This is a genomic window from Microtetraspora glauca, from assembly GCF_040656155.1.
GTDB lineage: Bacteria > Actinomycetota > Actinomycetes > Streptosporangiales > Streptosporangiaceae > Microtetraspora > Microtetraspora glauca.
In genome coordinates this window covers 163,890-182,334 of sequence record NZ_JBFALK010000010.1, presented here as the reverse complement: position 1 = coordinate 182,334, position 18,445 = coordinate 163,890, and the positions used below count along the sequence as shown (strand labels likewise).

10 protein-coding genes and 2 pseudogenes are annotated in these 18,445 nt (G+C 70.4%); 5 read left to right on the top strand and 7 right to left on the bottom strand.

Going from position 1 to position 18,445, the window contains the following annotated elements; translation table 11 throughout:
- Positions 1–184: 184 nt before the first annotated feature.
- The 4 genes and pseudogenes from AB0I59_RS42110 to fdh form a co-directional block, all read right to left on the bottom strand.
- A pseudogene (locus AB0I59_RS42110) lies at positions 185–580 on the bottom strand (transposase); the annotation flags it as partial.
- 117 nt (positions 581–697) lie between these two features.
- Positions 698–1,636, bottom strand: a complete 939-nt coding sequence (nrfD, locus tag AB0I59_RS19750) for an NrfD/PsrC family molybdoenzyme membrane anchor subunit (protein ID WP_358134597.1) — start codon at positions 1,634–1,636, stop codon at positions 698–700.
- A 284-nt stretch (positions 1,637–1,920) separates the two neighbouring features.
- Positions 1,921–2,712 (bottom strand): annotated as a pseudogene (locus AB0I59_RS19745) (4Fe-4S dicluster domain-containing protein); the annotation flags it as partial.
- Positions 2,705–5,896 (bottom strand): formate dehydrogenase, encoded by a 3,192-nt coding sequence (gene fdh / locus AB0I59_RS19740; protein ID WP_358134595.1) that lies wholly within the window; start codon positions 5,894–5,896, stop codon positions 2,705–2,707. The pseudogene AB0I59_RS19745 and the gene fdh, both read right to left, overlap by 8 nt.
- A gap of 136 nt (positions 5,897–6,032) precedes the next feature.
- On the opposite strand from fdh, the gene AB0I59_RS19735 reads away from it, so the two are divergent.
- From AB0I59_RS19735 to AB0I59_RS19725, 3 genes are all read left to right on the top strand, one after another.
- Positions 6,033–6,362, top strand: a complete 330-nt coding sequence (locus AB0I59_RS19735) for a rhodanese-like domain-containing protein (RefSeq protein ID WP_358134593.1) — start codon at positions 6,033–6,035, stop codon at positions 6,360–6,362.
- A gap of 142 nt (positions 6,363–6,504) precedes the next feature.
- Positions 6,505–9,273, top strand: a complete 2,769-nt coding sequence (locus AB0I59_RS19730; RefSeq protein WP_358134591.1) for an MXAN_6230/SCO0854 family RING domain-containing protein — start codon at positions 6,505–6,507, stop codon at positions 9,271–9,273.
- 153 nt (positions 9,274–9,426) lie between these two features.
- The gene (locus tag AB0I59_RS19725; protein WP_061258112.1) at positions 9,427–10,266 is read left to right on the top strand and encodes a TIGR03619 family F420-dependent LLM class oxidoreductase; all 840 of its coding nucleotides are present in this window, start codon (positions 9,427–9,429) and stop codon (positions 10,264–10,266) included.
- Positions 10,267–10,697: 431 nt separating this feature from the next.
- Here the strand turns inward: AB0I59_RS19725 and AB0I59_RS19720 are convergent, their stop codons facing one another.
- The gene (locus AB0I59_RS19720) at positions 10,698–11,447 is read right to left on the bottom strand and encodes a slipin family protein (protein WP_061258111.1); all 750 of its coding nucleotides are present in this window, start codon (positions 11,445–11,447) and stop codon (positions 10,698–10,700) included.
- 519 nt (positions 11,448–11,966) lie between these two features.
- On the opposite strand from AB0I59_RS19720, the gene AB0I59_RS19715 reads away from it, so the two are divergent.
- The gene (locus AB0I59_RS19715; protein WP_061258110.1) at positions 11,967–12,401 is read left to right on the top strand and encodes a CBS domain-containing protein; all 435 of its coding nucleotides are present in this window, start codon (positions 11,967–11,969) and stop codon (positions 12,399–12,401) included.
- 199 nt (positions 12,402–12,600) lie between these two features.
- Positions 12,601–14,523 carry a multicopper oxidase family protein gene (locus tag AB0I59_RS19710; protein ID WP_358134588.1) on the top strand — a complete coding sequence of 641 codons (1,923 nt, stop codon included), beginning with the start codon at positions 12,601–12,603 and terminating at the stop codon, positions 14,521–14,523.
- A gap of 177 nt (positions 14,524–14,700) precedes the next feature.
- On the opposite strand, the gene AB0I59_RS19705 is transcribed toward AB0I59_RS19710, so the two are convergent.
- Together AB0I59_RS19705 and ppsA are read right to left on the bottom strand one after the other, a co-directional pair.
- The gene (locus AB0I59_RS19705; RefSeq protein WP_061258107.1) at positions 14,701–15,561 is read right to left on the bottom strand and encodes a universal stress protein; all 861 of its coding nucleotides are present in this window, start codon (positions 15,559–15,561) and stop codon (positions 14,701–14,703) included.
- 316 nt (positions 15,562–15,877) lie between these two features.
- Positions 15,878–18,292 carry a phosphoenolpyruvate synthase gene (gene ppsA / locus AB0I59_RS19700; protein ID WP_358134586.1) on the bottom strand — a complete coding sequence of 805 codons (2,415 nt, stop codon included), beginning with the start codon at positions 18,290–18,292 and terminating at the stop codon, positions 15,878–15,880.
- Positions 18,293–18,445 lie beyond the last annotated feature (153 nt).

The following is an 18,445-nucleotide window of genomic DNA, read 5'->3' as shown; positions in this document are numbered from 1 at the left end:
CGGCTCGGTTCATGATTGATTGCACGGAGGGTGAACGGGCTCCGGAGCTACCGCCGGCGCCACCGGCGGGCAAGATCCACAAGTGGTGCCGGTTCTCACGAACATCTCGGCACGCGGCGCCGGCAACGCGGCGCCGAAAGTCGCGAACATCTGGCGCCCAATCTCGCGAACGAAGCCAAGCGCAATCACCTTCCCAGTAGCCGGGCACGGCTCGGTCGTCGACCTCGGCGGGTCGCTCGCTGATCATGACCATGGGTGTGCTGTAACGGGGCTGGCGCTGCTGGGCCAGGCGGCGGGGCTTGCGCATGGCGCGGCCGGTGCGCAGCGCCCGGGTCAGCTCGCGGCGCAGTTCGCCGCGGCCTTGGACGTAGAGCGCCTGGTAGATGGTCTCGTGGCACACATGCATCTCGGGGCGCCGCCGATGTGATCGGTAGCGCCCCCACGTTCTTGCCCCGGTCGGATTGCGTCCGTTACGCCATCGTCGTCCCGTTCGGGAGTTGATGCCGACGATCCGGCATGCCTCCTGGTTGCTCAAGCCCTGCTGCACGAGCCGCAAGTATGCCGCCCGCTCGAAGTCCATCGCATCCCCTCATCTGGGGTGTTGCGACAACCACTAGAAGCAACGACGAGGGCGGGGGCCGTTCTGTGCCTGAACCACCGCCGGAGAGCACCGGCGGTCGGTCCGCGAGAGCCGAACTCATCGGCCGGGAACGGAGGCCGGCCCTGCGGTCTCGACGCGCTCCCGCTGCGGCACCACCGTGTACTTCGGATCGGCGGCGGAGGCGCGGCCCGCCTCGAGGACGCCGAACCGGGTGCACAGCGCCCCGGCGGTGAGGGCGAGTCCGGACGCGGCGGTGGCGACGCGGCTGCGTCCCGCGAGCAGAGTGAGCAGGCCGCCGCCCGCCGTCAGAGCACGCGCCACACGCAGCAGGAGTCCGGCCCTGCCCTGCCGGTACGGCTCGCCGACCAGCCCCAGCCGTTGTTCGAGGAGCGTGGCGGCGGCCGTCTCCACGGCGGCCCCGAGGAGGGCCACGGCACGGGCGGGACCGGCCTCCGCCCGGGGCGTGGCCAGCATTCCCGCCGCTCCGGCGCTGGCCAACGCGCTGCCGGCGAACAGGAACGGCAGCTCCCGATAGCCCGCGTGCCAGGCGGGCACGGCGGTGTCGGCCACCAGCACGGCCGTGTAGGTCGCGGTCAACGGGCCGGTCACCACGGTCGCCAGGGCGGCGGCGTCACCGACGGCAGGGAGGATCCCCGTCACGTCCGACACGGCCGCCGCCGCCGACAGCCCGCCCTGAGCGGCCAGGATCCACGACCCGACGCTCATCGGCGAGGTCGGCTTGAACACCCGCAGCATGTTCAGGAACCGCGCGGGCCGGCCGAGCTCGGCGATCAGGAAGGCGGATCCCGTGGACGCCCCGAGTGCGGCGGTGATCCGCGCGGCGCGGGCCAGACGGTGGCGTCCGGTGAGCCCGGCCAGGACCGCGGTGAGCGACGACGCCCCGGACAGCCCGCCCAGGTAGAGGTAGAGCGGCATGTGCGGCACGTGCCAGATCGGGCGCTTGATCACGGGATGCCCGTAGTAGGAGCGGAACTCCGCCTCCGGCACCGTCTCCGGCCCCGTCCCTGAGACCATGCCCCCCACCGTCCCTGCCACCCCCGACACCGTCCCTGCCACTGACACCGTCCCTGACGTCGTGGCCCGCTCCCGCGACCTCCTGGTCATCGGCCTCTCCCCTGGAACCGCCTCATCGGAAGCCACCCCGCCGGAGGCGAGCCGCCGAACCCCCCGAACCGCCGAACCCCCCGAACCAGGACCCCCCGAACCAGGACCCCTCGAACCCCTCGAACCTGCTCGAACGCCCTGGACCCGCTCGAACCGGCGGACCTGCCGGAGCCACCGCCGGAGCCAACGGCAGCGCCGAGGAAGGACACGGCGACGGCGCCCACCATGGTCAGCGCGGCGGCCCCGGCCCACCTCCACATCGCGGGCAGGTCCCGCGTGGGCACCACGGGGTCGGGCGGCAGGCCGTAGACCTCGGGCTCGTCGAGCAGCAGGAAGAACGCCCCCATGCCGCCCACCCCGTCGCCGGGGCTCTCGCCGTACAGGCGTGCCTCGGTGCGGCCCTCGGCGTGCAGGGCGGCCACGCGGCCGGCGGCCCGTTCGCGCAGCTCGTCGAGCGGGCCGAACTGGATCGAGTCCGTGGGGCACGCCTTCGCGCAGGCCGGTTCCAGCCCGCCGCGCTGCCGGTCGTAGCACATCGTGCACTTCCAGGCCCGGCCGTCGTCCTCCCTGCGATCGATCACTCCGAACGGGCAGGCGGGCACGCAGTAGCCGCAGCCGTTGCAGATGTCGGGCTGGACGACGATGGTGTCGAACTCGGTGCGGAACAACGCGCCGGTCGGACAGACGTCCAGGCAACCGGCGTGCGTGCAGTGCTTGCACACGTCCGACGACATCAGCCAGCGGCCGTCGGGACCGATCCGGAGCGGATCGCCGGTCTCGCCCTCGGGCGTCCAGACAGGCTGCTGCTCGATGAACGCGACGTGCCGCCAGGTGCTCGCCCCGAGCGCGACCGTGTTGTCGTAGGAGGTCGCCTGGAACAGGAACCCGTCGTCGGGGAGCTGGTTCCACTCCTTGCAGGCCACCTCGCACGCCTTGCAGCCGATGCAGATGCTCGTGTCGGTGAAGAACCCCATCCGCTCAGCCATGCCGGTACTCCTCCATCATGGCGAGCAGGTCCCCGCCCCGTGGCCGCCGGCCCGGTCGTACGTCGCAGGTCGTCGCCTTGCTCTCCTGGATGTAGACGTTGGGGTCGAGCGCGATCGGCAACAGGTCGTTCGTGACGTCCCCGGTGACCAGACCGCCGGATCCCCATCCCCAGTGGTACGGCAGGCCGATCTGGTGCACGACGCGCCCCTGGATCCGCAGCGGCCTGACCCGTTCCGTGACCAGCACGCGGGCCTCGATCGCGGTCCTGCTGGTGACGATCGTGGCCCAGTCGCCGTTGGCCAGCCCCAGGTCGGCGGCGAGCGTCGGCGACATCTCGCAGAACAGCTCCGGTTGCAGCTCCGCGAGGTAGGCCAGCGGCCGGCTCATGGCACCGGCCGTGTGATGCTCGGTCAGCCGGTACGTGGTCAGCACGTACGGGAAGCGCGGCGACCGCTCCGGGTTGTACGGCGACTCGGGGCGCGGGTAGGTCCGCAGGCCCGGGTTGGACTGCTGGCCGTACAGGCTGTTGCGCACGGGAGACTCGAAGGGCTCGTAGTGGGCGGGCAGCGGCCCGTCGGACAGGCCCGCCGGGGCGAACAGCCAGCCCTTCCCGTCCGTCTGCATGATGAACGGGTCGATTCCGGACAGAGCGTCCTCCGCCGCCGCGTTCTCCGGCGGGCGGTAGTCGGGCCGCTTGTTCTTCTCGAAGTCGGGCACGTCCGGCCCGGCCCACTCGCCCCGCTCCTCGTCCCAGTACATGTACGCCTTGCGCTCGCTCCAGGGGCGTCCTTCGGGGTCGGCCGAGGCGCGGTTGTAGAGGATGCGCCGGTTGGCCGGCCACGCCCAGCCCCATTCGAGGGCCTCAGGGTTCTGCTCGCGTCCCGGTCTGCGCCTGGCCGCCTGGTTGACCTCGTCGGCGTACACGCCACAGTAGATCCAGCACCCGCACCGGGTGGAGCCGTCCGGCTCGAGCTCGGTGTACACCGACAGGGCCTGCCCGTCCGCTCCGACTCCGCCGATCTCCCGCAGCACGGCCGACGCCGAGGGCTCCCGATGCTCGCCCTCCTCGGGATAGTCCCAGGTGAGCTCGCGCAGCGGCAGGTCCCTCTCCTCGGAGGTCACGCGTTCCCTGATCAGCCTGCCGAGGTGGTAGTAGAACCACAGGTCGCTACGGCAGTCGCCGGGCGGGTCGAGTGCCTTCTCCCGCCACTGGAGCAGCCGCTGGGTGTTCGTGAAGGTGCCCTCCTTCTCCACGTGGCTCGCGGCGGGCAGGAAGAACACCTCGGTGCCGATCTCCTCGGTGCGCATCTCCCCGGTCTCCAGCTCCGGGCCGTCCTTCCAGAAGGTCGCCGTCTCCACCAGGGTCAGGTCGCGTACGACGAGCCAGTCGAGGTTGGCCAGGCCGAAGCGCTGCGCGCGCCCGCCCGACGAGCCGACGGCCGGGTTCTCGCCCACCACGAAGTAGCCCTTGACCGTGCCGTCGATCTGACCCATGACCGTGTTGTAGTGGCCGTGGTCCCCGGTGAGGCGCGGCAGGTGGTCGAAGCGGAAGCCGTTCTCCTCGGTCGCCGCGTCGCCCCACCACGCCTTGAGCAGGCTCACCATGTAGGCGCGCTTCCTGCCCCAGAAGCCGGTGTCCCCTCCGGCTCTCGCCAGGTAGTCGTCGAGCGTCTCGTTCCGGTGCGCGTGCGGCATCGGCAGGTATCCCGGCAGGATGTTGAACAGCGTCGGGATGTCGGTCGAGCCCTGGATGCTCGCGTGGCCGCGCAGCGCGAGGATGCCGCCGCCGGGCCGCCCGATGTTGCCCAGCAGCAGCTGCAGGATGGACGCGGTCCTGATGTACTGCACGCCCACGGTGTGCTGGGTCCAGCCGACGGAGTACACCCACGTGGTGGTGCGCTCCCTGCCGGAGTTCGCGGTGATCGCCTCGGCCAGCTCGGCGAAGTCCTCCCGGGACACGCCGCACAGCTCCTCGACCGTCTCCGCCGTGTAGCGCGCGAAGTGCCGCTTGAGTATCTGGTAGACGCAGCGTGGGTGGCGCAGCGTCGGGTCCGCCGCCGGCCGCGGCAGCGCCGCCGCGCCGCCCGCGCCGTACTGGTCGGGCCCCGCCGTGCGCGCGTGCGCCCTGCCGCCCTCGACCTGCTCGGCGCGCTCCCCCGCCGCCGCCTCTTCGGGCGCCCCCTCGTACGACCAGCTCGCCGGGTCGTACGACCGGGTCTCGTGGTCGAATCCGGAGAACAGGCCGTCGAGGTCCTCGGTGTCGCGGTAGTCCTCGGACACGATCGTCGACGCGTTGGTGTAGGCCAGCACGTACTCCCGGAAGTCCAGCTCGTTCGACAGGACGTGGTTGATCAGCGCGCCGAGCAGGACGATGTCACTGCCCGCGCGGATCTGCGTGTACCGGTCGGCGAGCGCGCTGGTCCGGGTGTAGCGCGGGTCCACGTGGAACACCTTCGCTCCCCGGGCCCTGGCCTCCACCACCCACTGGAATCCCACGGGGTGGCATTCGGCCATGTTCGACCCCTGGATGACGATGCAGTCCGCGCGTTCCAGATCCTGCTGGAACGTCGTGGCGCCGCCGCGCCCGAAGCTGGCCCCCAGACCGGGGACGGTGGAGGAGTGTCAAATGCGCGCCTGGTTCTCCACCTGGATCGCGCCGAGGGCGGTGTAGAGCTTCTTCATCAGGTAGTTCTCTTCGTTGTCGAGCGTCGCCCCGCCCAGGCTGGCGATGCCCAGGGTGCGCCGCACGACCCTGCCCTCGTGCTCCTGCTGCCAGGTGTCCCGCCGGGTCCGCAGGACCCGGTCGGCGATCATGTCCATCGCGGTGTCGAGGTCGAGCGGCTCCCACTCCGTGCCGTACGGCCGGCGGTACAGCACCGCGGTCTGGCGGCCGGCGTGGGTGACGAGCTGCTTGCTGGCCGACCCCTTCGGGCACAGCCTGCCTCGCGAGATGGGCGAGTCGGGGTCGCCCTCGATCTGGCTGACCTTGCCGTCCTTGACGTAGACGAGCTGGCCGCAGCCGACCGCGCAGTACGGGCAGACGGATCGGGCGACGCTGTCCGCCTCCTCGACGCGGGGCCGCAGCGCGTCGGTGCGCGCCGACCGCGCGGCGTCGCCCCTGCCGTCCTGCCCCCGCAACTGCCGGATCACCGGCCACCGCGCGAACCACCCGCCACCTGCCATGATGCGTGTCCTGCCCGCCTCTGTCTGGTCTAATCGCCCCCATGCGACGCACAATCGACCAGCTCCTCGCCGAGGCCAGATTCCGCCTGCGCGGCTGGACCCGGTGCGGGCCGCGGCGGCGATGCGGGAGGGGGCCGTGCTCGTCGACACGCGGCCGCTGGAGCAGCGCGAGGCGGACGGCGAGGTCCCCGGCGCGTTGGTCATCGGCAGGAACGTGCTGGAGTGGCGGCTCGATCCGGCGTCGGAGTGGCGGCTTCCCCTGCCCGGTGGCCATGACCTGCACGTGATCGTCATGTGCGACGAGGGATACAGCTCGAGCCTGGCCGCCGCCACGTTGCACATGCTGGGGATGCGCCGGGCGACCGACCTCGTGGGCGGTTTCCGCGCCTGGGCCGCCGCCGGTCTCCCGGTGGTACCGCGCCTCAGGCGGGCGGCTCGGGTGGCCGCCTCGGATGATCGAGGGTAATCGACTGGACAAACCCGCCCGTTTCACCAGTAGTGTTGGCGATCAAGGGGCGGCTCCTGGACGTGCTTCCTTCTCATCTTTTAATGATCTAGCGCGTCCGCTCTCCGCCCCTTCCTGCTGTCCGGCGTGAGGGAGGGCGATCATGAACGGACTGGCCGAGATGCTGCTGCGGCGGCACCGTCTGGTCGCGCCCGGCCTCCTCGCCCGGGATCCGGCGCCCGCATTCGCCGGGACCGCGCCGCATCCGCGTAAGCAGGAGGGCGCCGATCGCACGCCCTCGTGCGAGGACGGCCTCGCGGCGCTCGAAGCCGATCTCTTCCAGCTCGGATACGTGCTGTCGGCCTCGCTGCGCCGGGCGCTGTCCGAGCTGACCGCCGACGAGCTCGCCAACGCGGGAGGGCATCTCATCCACGGTGTCCTCGCCGAACTCGGCGGCTACGTGGAGCACGTTCCGCTGTTCCGGAACTTCCCGGCGAGCGTGCCCGCCGACACCGCCGAGTTCTACGTGCGGCGCGTGTTCACGCTCCTGCTGCAACGGCCCGAGCAGCCCTGCGTGCTGTGCGGGCTGGTCACCACCGTGCATCCGGTCTCGCCGTGCGCCCATCTCGTCTGCCGGGCCTGCTGGGACGGCTCCGACTTCAGCGCCTGCCCGATCTGCCACCGCCGCGTCGATCCGGACGACCCGTTCCTGCGGCCCGCCGACGACCCCGTGGCCGAGGCCGGCGCCGCGAACGGGTCCATGTCCCGGGTCGCCACCCTGTTGTCGCTGTGCGCCGATCCCGCCGAGACCGCTCGCGACCACCTGCGCGCGCTGCTGTCCCGGCAGACACCGCTCCGCAAGGAGGACCTGACGACCGTCGGCGTCCTGGTCCGGGAATTCTGGCCGCGTGCCACCGCCTGGCTGCCCGAGCGGATCCCGGTGCGCGAGACACGCGCCGTCGTCCTCGCGGCGGCCATGCGGCACGGCGGCGACGCCGTACCCGAACTCCTGGACCGGTACGTCGACAGGGCGACCGACGTGCTGCGCCTGCTGACCGCGCTGATGGGCGGCGACCCGGGACTGCGCGAGCGGCTTCCGCGCAGGAGCAGCCTGTCCAGGGCGATCCGGCGCACCCTGTTGTCCCATCTCGACCGCATGCCCGTGCCGTACCTGATCGAGGACCTCCACCGCCATCCCGAGGCGTGGAAGCACATGGCCGAGGTGCTGCACCCGCACGAGCACCACACCCGTCATCCGGACGCCGCGCTGGCCTTCGCCGCGCTGCGCGGCACCCGGCTGGACGGCGGCGGCCCGCTCGCCACGGCGCTGCTGGACCGCGCCGCCGCGTACCCCGGCCTGCTGCGGTTCGACGGTGTACGGCTTCGCGCGAGCGGCCTGGCCTCCCGAGTCGAGACGGCGCTCCGCGACGGCGACCACGCCACGGCTCTCACGCTGCTCGGAACGCGGCCGGGAGAGCTCGCCCGGCGCGTCGCGCATCTGGCCCGGCGCGTTCCCGCCGAGCCGCTCGCCGCGGCGGTGGCCGAAGCGGCGCCCCGGGTGTCTCCCGGGGTGCTGATCGCCGCGCTCGGTCAGGTACGCACTCCGCCGGGTGGCAGCCGCATGTTCCTCCCACGCGGCGGATCCGCGCGGATCTGGACGGAGCCGGACGACCGCGCCCCGATCCCCGACCAGGTGGTCGCGTCGGTCACGGCCACCATCGACGCCGAGATGCTGCGCCGGGCCGCCGCGCTTCCGCCCGTGGAGCTCGCGCTGCTCGACGAGGGACTCGACGACCTGCACGCGCCCGCCGCCGAGCGCTCCGCCTCCGCGACGCTGGTACGGCTCACACGCGGCAGCGTGCGGCCGATCCCCCCAGGGGGCCGTCTCCGGCTGTTCCTGCACTGGGCGGAACCGGACGGCGAGCGCGTGGACCTGGACCTTTCGGTCGCGCTGTTCGACACGCGCTGGTCATTCGTCGATCTCTGCGACTACACCAACCTGCGGGTGGGAGGAGACGCCGCCGTCCATTCCGGCGACCTCACCTCCGCGCCCGAGCCGCTCGGCGCCTCGGAGTTCGTGGATCTCGACATCGAGTCGCTGCGCGAGGACGGCGCGCGGTACGCGGTGCCCATCGTCTTCAGCTACAACGACGTGCCTTTCGAGCGGCTCGTCCGCGGTTTCGCCGGTTTCCTCGACTCCTCCGACGCGCGCAACGGTGTCGCGTTCGACCCGTTGGCCGTACGGCAGCGGTTCGACCTGACCGGGTCCGCCAAGATCCTGGTGCCGTTCGTCGCCGACCTGTGGTCGCGGACCATGCGCTGGGCCGACCTCAACCTGTCCACGTCCGGGTTCATGCACGACGTCTGGGCCTACCACGGGCAGCTCGCCCGGCTCGGCTCGACGCTGGAGGACGCGTACGGTCTGGGCGAGCGGGTGACCCTCTGGGAGGTCGCCCGCTGGCACGCCGCCGCCCGCGCTCGGCGGGTGGTCGTACGGCACCGTGACGGGTCGCGTGGCCACTATGTCCGGGGAGACGACGAGGAGAGCGCCGAATTCGCCGCGCGGCTGACGGCATCGCACGAGGCCGGGCGGGCGGAGCCCTCGTCGGGGGCGTCCGGCGACGCCGCCGCTCCGCCGTACGAGGACGCGCTCGGTACGTCGCGGGGCGAGTCGTCCGGCACGTCGCTCGGTGGCGCGGAGTTCGCCGTACTCGTCGACGCCGGTGACAGCGCCGGAGCCGGGGGCGAACTCGGTGGCGGGGTCGGGATCCGGGAGGGCGCGCAGGTGTACGCGCTGCACCCGGGCTCTCTCGACCCGGCCGAGGTGCGCATGCTCGACGCCGCCGACCTGGTCGCGGCGCTGGCCCCCGCCCCGCTCCCCGCCCGTGTCCCCGCCCGTGTGCCCGCCGAGGACGCGGTCCCCGCGAACTGACAGGCGGCGGCGCGTCGTCGTGGTGGGCGGCGGCGACCCGGCGGCGCATGTGCCGCCATGGGGCATGGTGAGCACCGATACACGGCCGGACCTGCGCGGATGTGCCGAGTGTCGTCCCCGGGCCATGCTCGTCCTCCGGCTTACGCTGGGGCGATGGACTCCGGCTTTGGCTACTTCGCCACGCACGACGCCGTCGATCCCGCCACGCTCGCCCGGGTGGTCGAGGAACGGGGCCACGTCGCGCTGATGTTCAGCGAGCACACCCACATCCCGGTGACCGGCGCCACGCCTCTGGGGCCGGACGGAGGGCCCCTGCCGCGCAGATACTGGCACACCCACGACCCGCTGGTGGCGTGCACGGCCGCGGGCACGGCCACGACCCGGCTGCGGGTGGGCACCGCGATCTGCCTCATCCCGCAGCACGAGCCGATCGCGCTCGCCAAGGCGGTGGCCAGCGTCGACACCCTCACCGGCGGGCGGTTCGAGCTCGGCGTGGGCGCGGGCTGGAACGATCCGGAGATCCGCAATCACGGGGTCGATCCCGCCCGCAGGTTCGCCGTGATGAAGGAGCACATCGAGGCGATGCGACGGATCTGGACGCACGGCGACGCCGAGTACCACGGCGAGTTCGTGTCGTTCGGCCCGATGTGGTCGTGGCCCAAACCGGCCCAGCAGCCGTACCCGCCGATCCTGGTGGGCGGAACCGGTCCCCGCGTCTTCGACCGCGTCCTCGCGTACGGCGACGCCTGGCTGCCGAACTACGGTCCCGGCGTCCTGGAGCGGGTCCCCGAACTGCTCGGCCGGGCGGACGACGCGGGCAGGCTCATCCGGATCGTGATGCTGTCGGCCCCCTCGGACCCCGCCGTACTGGAGGAGTGCGAGAAGGCCGGGGTGTCACGCGTGATGGCGTGGCTGCCGTCCGCCGGGCTCGGCCGGATCGAGCGCGAGATGGACGCCTTCGAGTCGGCGCTCGCCGACATGCGGGGCGAGTGACATGAGGAGTGGCGGGTGACGTGACGAGTGGCGGGTGACGGTTCGATTCCCGTCACCCGCTCCACGCTTGTATCGCCCCTGACCAGAAGATCCCGTGATCATCGCCCACAGTTTTGATCTTCACGGGCTCACCGTGGGATCACCAGACCACGGACGATCTTTGCAATTCGGCACCGGCCTGCGCTACGCGGAACTCGCCGCCTTGCAGGTACTCGACATCGGCGCCCTCGGCAAGCCCGTCCCGACCTTGCGCGTACGGCGGGCCTGGAAGCGACAGGCCGACAGCACGTTCAAACTCGGCCCCCCGAAGGCAAACAGCCCCGGCGCTCCATCGCCCTCTCCTCCGAGGTACTCGAGGTCTCCGGCGCTCACACTGCTCCCGGTGCACCACCGGTCACCCGGTGTCTGTCGGCTCGTCGCGTCAGGAGTTTTCAAGGCACGAGCGTCGGCGCCTCGGCGTGTTCAGGGCGTTCCTTGCTCACGAACCGCTTCACCGCGCGGACGCTGCTGAGGAACTGGGCGGGGAACACGATCGTGGAGTTGTGCTCCACGGCGATCTCGCTGAGTACCTGCAGGTTACGCAGCTGCAACGCGATGGGGTGGTCGGCCATGACGTCGGCGGCCTCCGCCAGGCGTCCGGCGGACAGCGCCTCGCCCTCGGCCGCGATGATCTTCGCTCGCTTCTCGCGCTCGGCTTCGGCCTGGCGGGCCATCGCCCGCTGCATGGTCGGCGGCAGTTCGATGTCCTTGAGTTCCACGAGGAGGACGAACACGCCCCATTGCTGTGTGATGCGGTCGAGGATCTGCTTGATCGACTCGTTGAGTTTCTCCGTGTCGGTGAGGACCTGGTCCAGCAGGGAGCGTCCGACGACGTTGCGGACTGTCGTCTGCGCGATCTGGCCGACGGCGGCCTCCACGTTCTCGATCTCGACGATCGATTTCACCGGGTCGACGCGGCGGTAGTACGCGACCGCGGCGACGCCGATGGAGACGTTGTCGCGGGTGATGATCTGCTGCGACGGGATGGGCATGGTCACGGTGCGCAGGCTCACTTTCCGCATTCGGTCCACCAGCGGAATCATGAAGCGCAGCCCAGGCTCGCGGACGTTGCGGACCTCACCCAGCCGGAACACCACGCCGCGCTCATACTGCCGCACGATGGCGACACCAAGATTCGGCATTGGAAATCTCCCTTCTCAACCACGCTGCGCTCCTGGAAACGCCGCAGCTAGGGACCTAAGCCCCTGGTCTCGCGGGTCCCAGGTCCAATCGGGTCGCCTATGGCCCGGATCGGCCACGGAATCGGCGCGCATCGGTCCAGACCAGGTCCGGATCCGCCGGGAGCGGCCGACCCGCCAACCTGCGGAAACGGCGTAAGGTCCCACATCGGATGGACAGAAGTCCCTGGGACGATGACCTGCGCCCCGGGAGGCTGGAGAGCAGGACACGTCCCATAGAAGGTGGGATCCGATGACGCATCACGAGTCCGGAGCCGGGCCCCACGAGCTCGTGCCGTACGCCCGGGTGAAGCTCAGCACCTCGGCGGACCCGTGGCGCGCCCTTGCGCCGCGCAAGCCAACGTCGACGTCCGCCGCAGAACGTCGACCAGGAGTGGCGGCGCGTACGGGAAACGGAGGGCGCCACCTGACTTCGGTTCTCTATCAGCACTGTAAGCAGTTCATCGGCGTTTGGAGGCAGCGATGAGCACCGCGCAAACCGGGAAGAAGGCCCGAGACGTGATGCACGAAGGGGTTCAGTGCGTTGGCGAACACGACAGCCTGCGCACCGCCTCACAGATGATGTGCGACCTGGGTGTGGGCGCACTACCGATCTGCGGAGACGACGACCGACTCAAGGGCATCATCACCGACCGCGACATCGTGGTCATGTGCTGCGCCCAGGGTAGGGACATCGACCAGACCACCGCCGGCGAGCTGGCCCGCGGCCTGGTGTGGGTGGACGCCGACGCCAGCATCGATGAGGCGCTGTTCACGATGGAGGAGCACCACATCAAGCGGTTGCCTGTGATCGAAAGCCACCGCCTCCTCGGCATGATCAGCGAAGCCGACCTCGCCAAGGAACTGTCCGACACCAAACTCGCCGAGTTCGTCCACCGCGTCTACGCGCTGGACTGACGACGAGGCCATGTACAGCGCGGAGATCGCCTAGGACCGTGTCCCGTGCTGGCGGGTATCCGGCTCGCCGACCGTCAGGCCCCATCGCTGCGGGTGTTCCTCGCCCGACTCCGGCACGGCCGGGGTGATCGTCCGGTTGACCGGCGACAACGGGTAGTAACAGAGGAATCGGGTCCCTTGGGCCACCGCAGGGGGGCGCATGATCACGAGGCGGCAGTTCTTGAAGGCCGGCATGGGCGGAGCCGGAGCGCTTCTCCTGGAGGGCGCCGCGGCATGGCGGCCCGGTGCGGTGCCGGACGGGATGATGGATCCGGCGTCGATCGACAAGTACGTCACACCGCTGGCGGTTCCGCCCGTGATGCCCCCGGTCTCCCCGGCGGGCGGCGTGGTGGACCGCTACACCATCGGCGTCCGGCAGTTCCGGCAGCAAATCCTGCCGCCCGGCAGCCCGCCGACCACGGTCTGGGGGTATGGATCGGTACTTCACCCGGAGACCTTCGGCTCGCCGGGCCCCACCCTGGAGGCGGGGTTCGGCCGCCCCGTGGAGGTCACCTGGGTGAACGAGCTGACGGACAGCAACGGCGACGCGCTGCCGCACCTGCTTCCGGTGGACCCGACGCTGCACTGGGCCAACCCCGCCGGCGGGGTCGCGGGGCGGGACTCGCGCCCGTCGTTCATCGCGACCCCGGACCGTTATCGCGGGCCGGTGCCGATCGTCACCCACCTCCATGGCGGGCGCAACGCGGAGCACAGCGACGGCTTCCCCGAGGCGTGGTACCTGCCGGCGGCGCGCAACGTCCCAGCGGGTTACGCGACCGAAGGGTCGAAGTACGCCGACTACGCGGAAACGTTCGCGAGCGGGTACGGCGTCTCCTGGAGGCCGGGCGCCGCGGTGTTCCGCTACGAGAACGACCAGCGGGCCGCCACGATGTGGTACCACGACCACACCTTGGGAATCACGAGGCTCAACGTGTACGCGGGGCTGACCGGCTTCTACCTGCTACGCGGCGGAACCGAGGACCTCCCGGCCGGTGTGCTGCCGGGTCCCGCGCCGGCGCTCGGCGACCCAAGCGGCACGAAGCATTACGAGATACCCATCGTCATTCAGGACCGATCGTTCGCCGCGGACGGTTCGCTCCTCTACCCGGCGGGCCGCGCCGCCTTCGACCACTTCGCCGGGCCGTACATCCCGGGCAGCGACGTGCCCCCCATCTGGAATCCAGAGTTCTACGGCACCACCATGATGGCGAACGGCCGGACCTGGCCGGTCCTGACGGTCGAACCGCGCCGTTTCCGGTTGCGGTTCCTCAACGGTTGCAACTCCCGCTTCCTGAAACTCAAGATCGTGGCGAACCCTCGCGGGAAGCGCCCGGTGGCCGCGGCGCTGCCTTTCTGGCAGATCGGAGGGGACGGCGGCTTCCTGCCGGTCCCTGTGGAACTTGGCACGCTGCTGCTGGCGCCGGCCGAGCGGGCCGACGTGATCGTCGACTTCACCGGCTCGCGGGAGGGCACACAGCTCTACCTGATCAACGAGGCCCCCGACGGGGCCTTCAACGGGAGCTCTGCGGCCGCGCCCGCCGACCCCGCCATCACGGGACAGGTGATGAAGTTCCTCGTAGGACCACTCGCCGGGCCGGACACGACCGTGCCCCCCGGCCGGCTCACCCTTCCGGCGGTGCCGCCGATCGGCGCGGCTACCCGGACTCGGAAGCTCGCCCTGCTCGAGCACATGTCGGCGGCCATCCCCGGCGGGGGATCATCGGCTGTGCTCCTCGGCACGGCCGACGGCACCGGCAGGGCACAGATGTGGTCCGATCCCGTGACGGAGAACCCCGAGGTTGGCGCCACAGAGACGTGGGAGTTTCACAACTTCACCGGGGACGCGCATCCGATCCACGTCCACGAGGTGGAGTTCAGGGTCGTCGGCCGCCAGCCGTTCGGCGGCGCCCCACGTCCCGCGGAGCGTTGGGAGGCCGGACCGAAGGACACCGTCATCGCCTACCCGCGGGAAATCACGCGCATCGTCGCCGTATTCGACCGGCCGGGCCTGTTCGTCTGGCACTGCCACATCCTGGAACACGAGGACAACGAGATGATGCGCCCGTACCGCGTCGGCCCCTGACCTCGGCAGTCCGTTCGGTATGACGGACGAAACCGTCGTGATCGTCGAAGGTCGGCCAGAGACAGATGCCGCCAGCCCGGCGCCCGGTGACGCGCAGGCGACGCTCCCCGGCTAGAGGTCCCGTTCACCTCAGCGATATGGCTCCGCCAATCGTCCGGGCTTGCCACCGGACACAGGTTAGTGGCGCACGACGGCGACCGGGCCGCGTGCGTGGTGCACGAGCGCATGCGCCACGGATCCCAGGCCGAGCAGGGCACGGGCCCCGCCATGCGCCCCTACGATCACGAGGTCGTGGTCTGCCGACGCGTCGACCAGCGCCTTGGCCGGATGTTCGTGCACGACTTGCTGGATCAGACGCGTATCGGGAAATTGGTCCCGCCATCCCGCGATACTCTCGGCCAGCAGGACCTCCTCCTCCCTGCCCACAGCCTCGACGGCGTACGGCAGGGGTGACGTGTCACCGGGCCCGATTCCGGCGGGGCGGGTCCAGGCGTGCAGGACACGCAGGTCCGCGCCGCGCAGCTCGGCCTCCCGGAACGCGAAATCCAGGACCGGCTCCTGGTCGGGTCTGCCGGTGACACCCACGACGACCTGCCCAGTGGGGCGGGCGTGCGGATCTCGGACGACGACGGCGGGGCACCGCGCCCGTGAGACGACCTGCCAACTCACCGATCCCAGCAGCAGCCCGGCGAACCCGCCGCGTCCCCGGCTGCCGACGACGATCAGTTGCGCCTCCTCCGTGACAGCGACCAGCGCCTCCGACGTCCCTCCCTGGACGAGCTCTGTGCTGACCTGCACGCCCGGATGGCCGGTGCGAGTCCGGTTGGCCGCCTCCTGCAGCATCTCCTGAGCGGCCTCGGCCACCGCGGCGCTCCACGGATCGGGTTGCGGGACCAGCGGGACGTAATAGTCCCACTGCAGCGCCGCGTGCACGATCCGGACCGGCGCGCCGCGCAGCGCGGCCTCGGCCCCGGCCCACGCGGCGGCCTCCAGCGAGCCCTGTGACCCATCAACGCCAACGACGATTGGACGCTCCATCGGCTCCGCCGTCCCCCTTATCGCTGTGCTCGCCCCCTCGCGGCCTGCGTCCAGGCGCTGCGCCCGGAGTGCCAGCAGACCTTCTCGCCTACCTGACCCCTCACGGCCGGTCCCCGGTCCCAGCTGCGGCTAAGCGGGCGCGTACGTCAGGCAGTCGGCGGCGTCCTGCGCATATCCGACGACGATGCCGGGGGCCTGGCACCGGCACAGCCGGCACCCCTCTCGTACCGCCTCGGATCGGCCTTCACGCTCATGTCGATCTCAACTCTTCGCCAAGATCGGCCGCCCGCAGGCCGAGGGAGCTCGGCACCCGTTGTCAGGAGCCCTTTCCTCTCCGGCCCCGGTTCGCCTCGTCCGTGCCCGCCGGACCGGTCTCGCGTTCGGCCTCGGAGACATTGGTCTTGACCGCGAAGAAGCTGTCAGGCGTGACCGAGATCGAGTCGATACCGGCTTGAACGAGGAAGCGGGCGAAGTTCGGGTCATCGCTGGGGCGCTGGCCGCACAGCCCGACCTTGCGGTCCTGAGTATGAGCGGCGGTGATGAGATGCCGGATGCTGCGGGTGACGGCCGGGTCGGTCTCGTCGAACAGGTGGGCCAGGGATTCGGAGTCGCGGTCCACCCCGAGCGTGAGCTGGGTGAGGTCGTTGCTGCCGATCGAGAAGCCGTCGAAGCGCGTGGCGAACTCCTCGGCCAGGATGATGTTGGAGGGGATCTCCGCCATCACATACATCTCCAGCCCGTTGCGGCCTCGCACGAGGTTCTCCTCTCCCATCACCTTCAGGACCTGGTCGGCCTCCTCCAGCGTGCGGCAGAAGGGGATCATGACGATCACGTTCGTGAGCCCCATCTCGTCGCGCACTTTCCGTATCGCCCGGCATTCGAGCGCGAAGCCGTCGCGGTAGCCGGGGCTGTAGTAGCGGCTGGCCCCTCGCCAGCCGATCATGGGATTCTCCTCGGCGGGCTCGAACGGTGCTCCCCCGATGAGGCGCGCGTACTCGTTGGTCTTGAAGTCGCTCATCCGGACCACGACCGGGTCGGGCCAGCGTGAGGCGGCGATCCGAGCGACGCCCTGGGCCAGCGTGTCCACGAAATACTGCGGCTTGTCCGCGTATTCGCTGGTGAGTTCGGCGACCCGGCTGCGCGTGGGCTCGTCGAGGTCGGCGAAGTGAAGCAGGGCGAGCGGATGGATCCTGACATGGTTGTTGACCACGAACTCGATGCGCGCGAGCCCCACACCGTCGGCGGGAAGCCGCCACCAGCGGAAGGCCGCGGCCGGGTTGGCGAGATTGAGCATCACTCCCGTGCGAGTGGCGGGCACGTCGCTCAAGTCGATGTCTCGTTCGGTGAAGTCGAGCTTTCCTTCGTAGACGAACCCCCTTTCGCCTTCCGCGCACGACACGGTGACCGGCAGGCCGTCGGGAAGGGTGGCGGTGGCGTCTCCGCAGCCGACGATGGCGGGCACCCCGAGCTCCCGGCTGACGATCGCCGCGTGCGATGTCCTGCCTCCGTGGTCGGTGACTATGGCCGAAGCCCTCTTCATGATCGGTTCCCAGTCAGGATCGGTCACGGCGGTGACGAGCACTGCCCCGGCCACGAACCGGTCGATCTCCTCGGAGCTGCCCAGAGCGCACACCATTCCTGTCGCGATGGCGTCGCCGATCGCCAGCCCCTGCGACAGCCGCCTGCCGGATCCGGTGAGCCGGTATTCCCGCAGCGTCGCTGCCTCCCTGCGCGTCTGCACGGTCTCGGGCCGGGCCTGCACGCAGAAGAGCTCACCGCTTCGGCCGTCTTTGGCCCACTCCATGTCCATCGCCGTGCCGTAGTGGTCTTCGATCAGTACGGCCCAGCGCGCCAGCGTGAGGATTTCCGAATCCTCAAGCACATAGGCGGCGCGCTCTTCTTCGGTGGTCTCCACAGTACGGACGCCCACGGCGTCGTAGACGGTCTTGCGCTCCTTTCCGCCTCTCGTCCGGGACAGGATCGGGCGCAATCCGTGGCGCGAGAGGAGCGGCTTGAACACCACGTACTCGTCTGGGTCCACGCGTCCGCTGACGACGGTCTCGCCCAGCCCCCATGACGCGTCGATCAGGATGATGCCGGGGAACCCGCTCTCGGTGTCGATCGAGAACATCACACCGGCACTGGCGAGGTCGGAACGCACCATCTGCTGCACCCCGATCGACAACGCCACCGAGAGATGGTCAAATCCCTGATCCTCTCGATAACTGATCGCGCGATCGGTGAACAGCGACGCGTAACACCTGCGGCAGGCGTCCAGCAGCGCGTCGACGCCCCTCACATTGAGGAAGGTCTCCTGCTGGCCGGCGAAGCTGGCCTGGGGCAGGTCTTCGGCGGTGGCGCTGCTGCGGACGGCCACCTCGGGGTCTGGGCGTCCGAGCCGCTCCGCCAGCTCGCGGTAGGCCGCGACGATGTCGTCGGCGAATGTCCGGGGAAGTATGGCGGCCAGGAAGTGCTCCCTGACGGAGCGTCCGACCGATTCGAGATCGGCTCCCTCACGCAGCCGGGTTGCCTGGCGGGCGATCTTCTCGCGCAGTTCGTTGAGCTCCAGGAACTCCCAGTAAGCGTCCGCCGTGGTGGCGAACCCGTCCGGCACCCTGATCCCGGCTCCTGCCAGGTACCGGATCATCTCTCCCAGCGAGGCGTTCTTGCCGCCGACCCGGCCGACGTCGGAGCGGTCGAGATCGGCGAACCAAATCACCCGGTCTGTCATGACGGCCGCCTCCTTCGAGCGGCTATGCGCGTATCGAGATCCCCCCACGTCTCCATCCCATGCCCCGGCAACCCTGCTCCCCAGAGGCGAAGGTCCTTCAGCACACGGGTGCGGCCGCCGAACTGCCTGACGAGGTCAGGACCTTCGTCACTG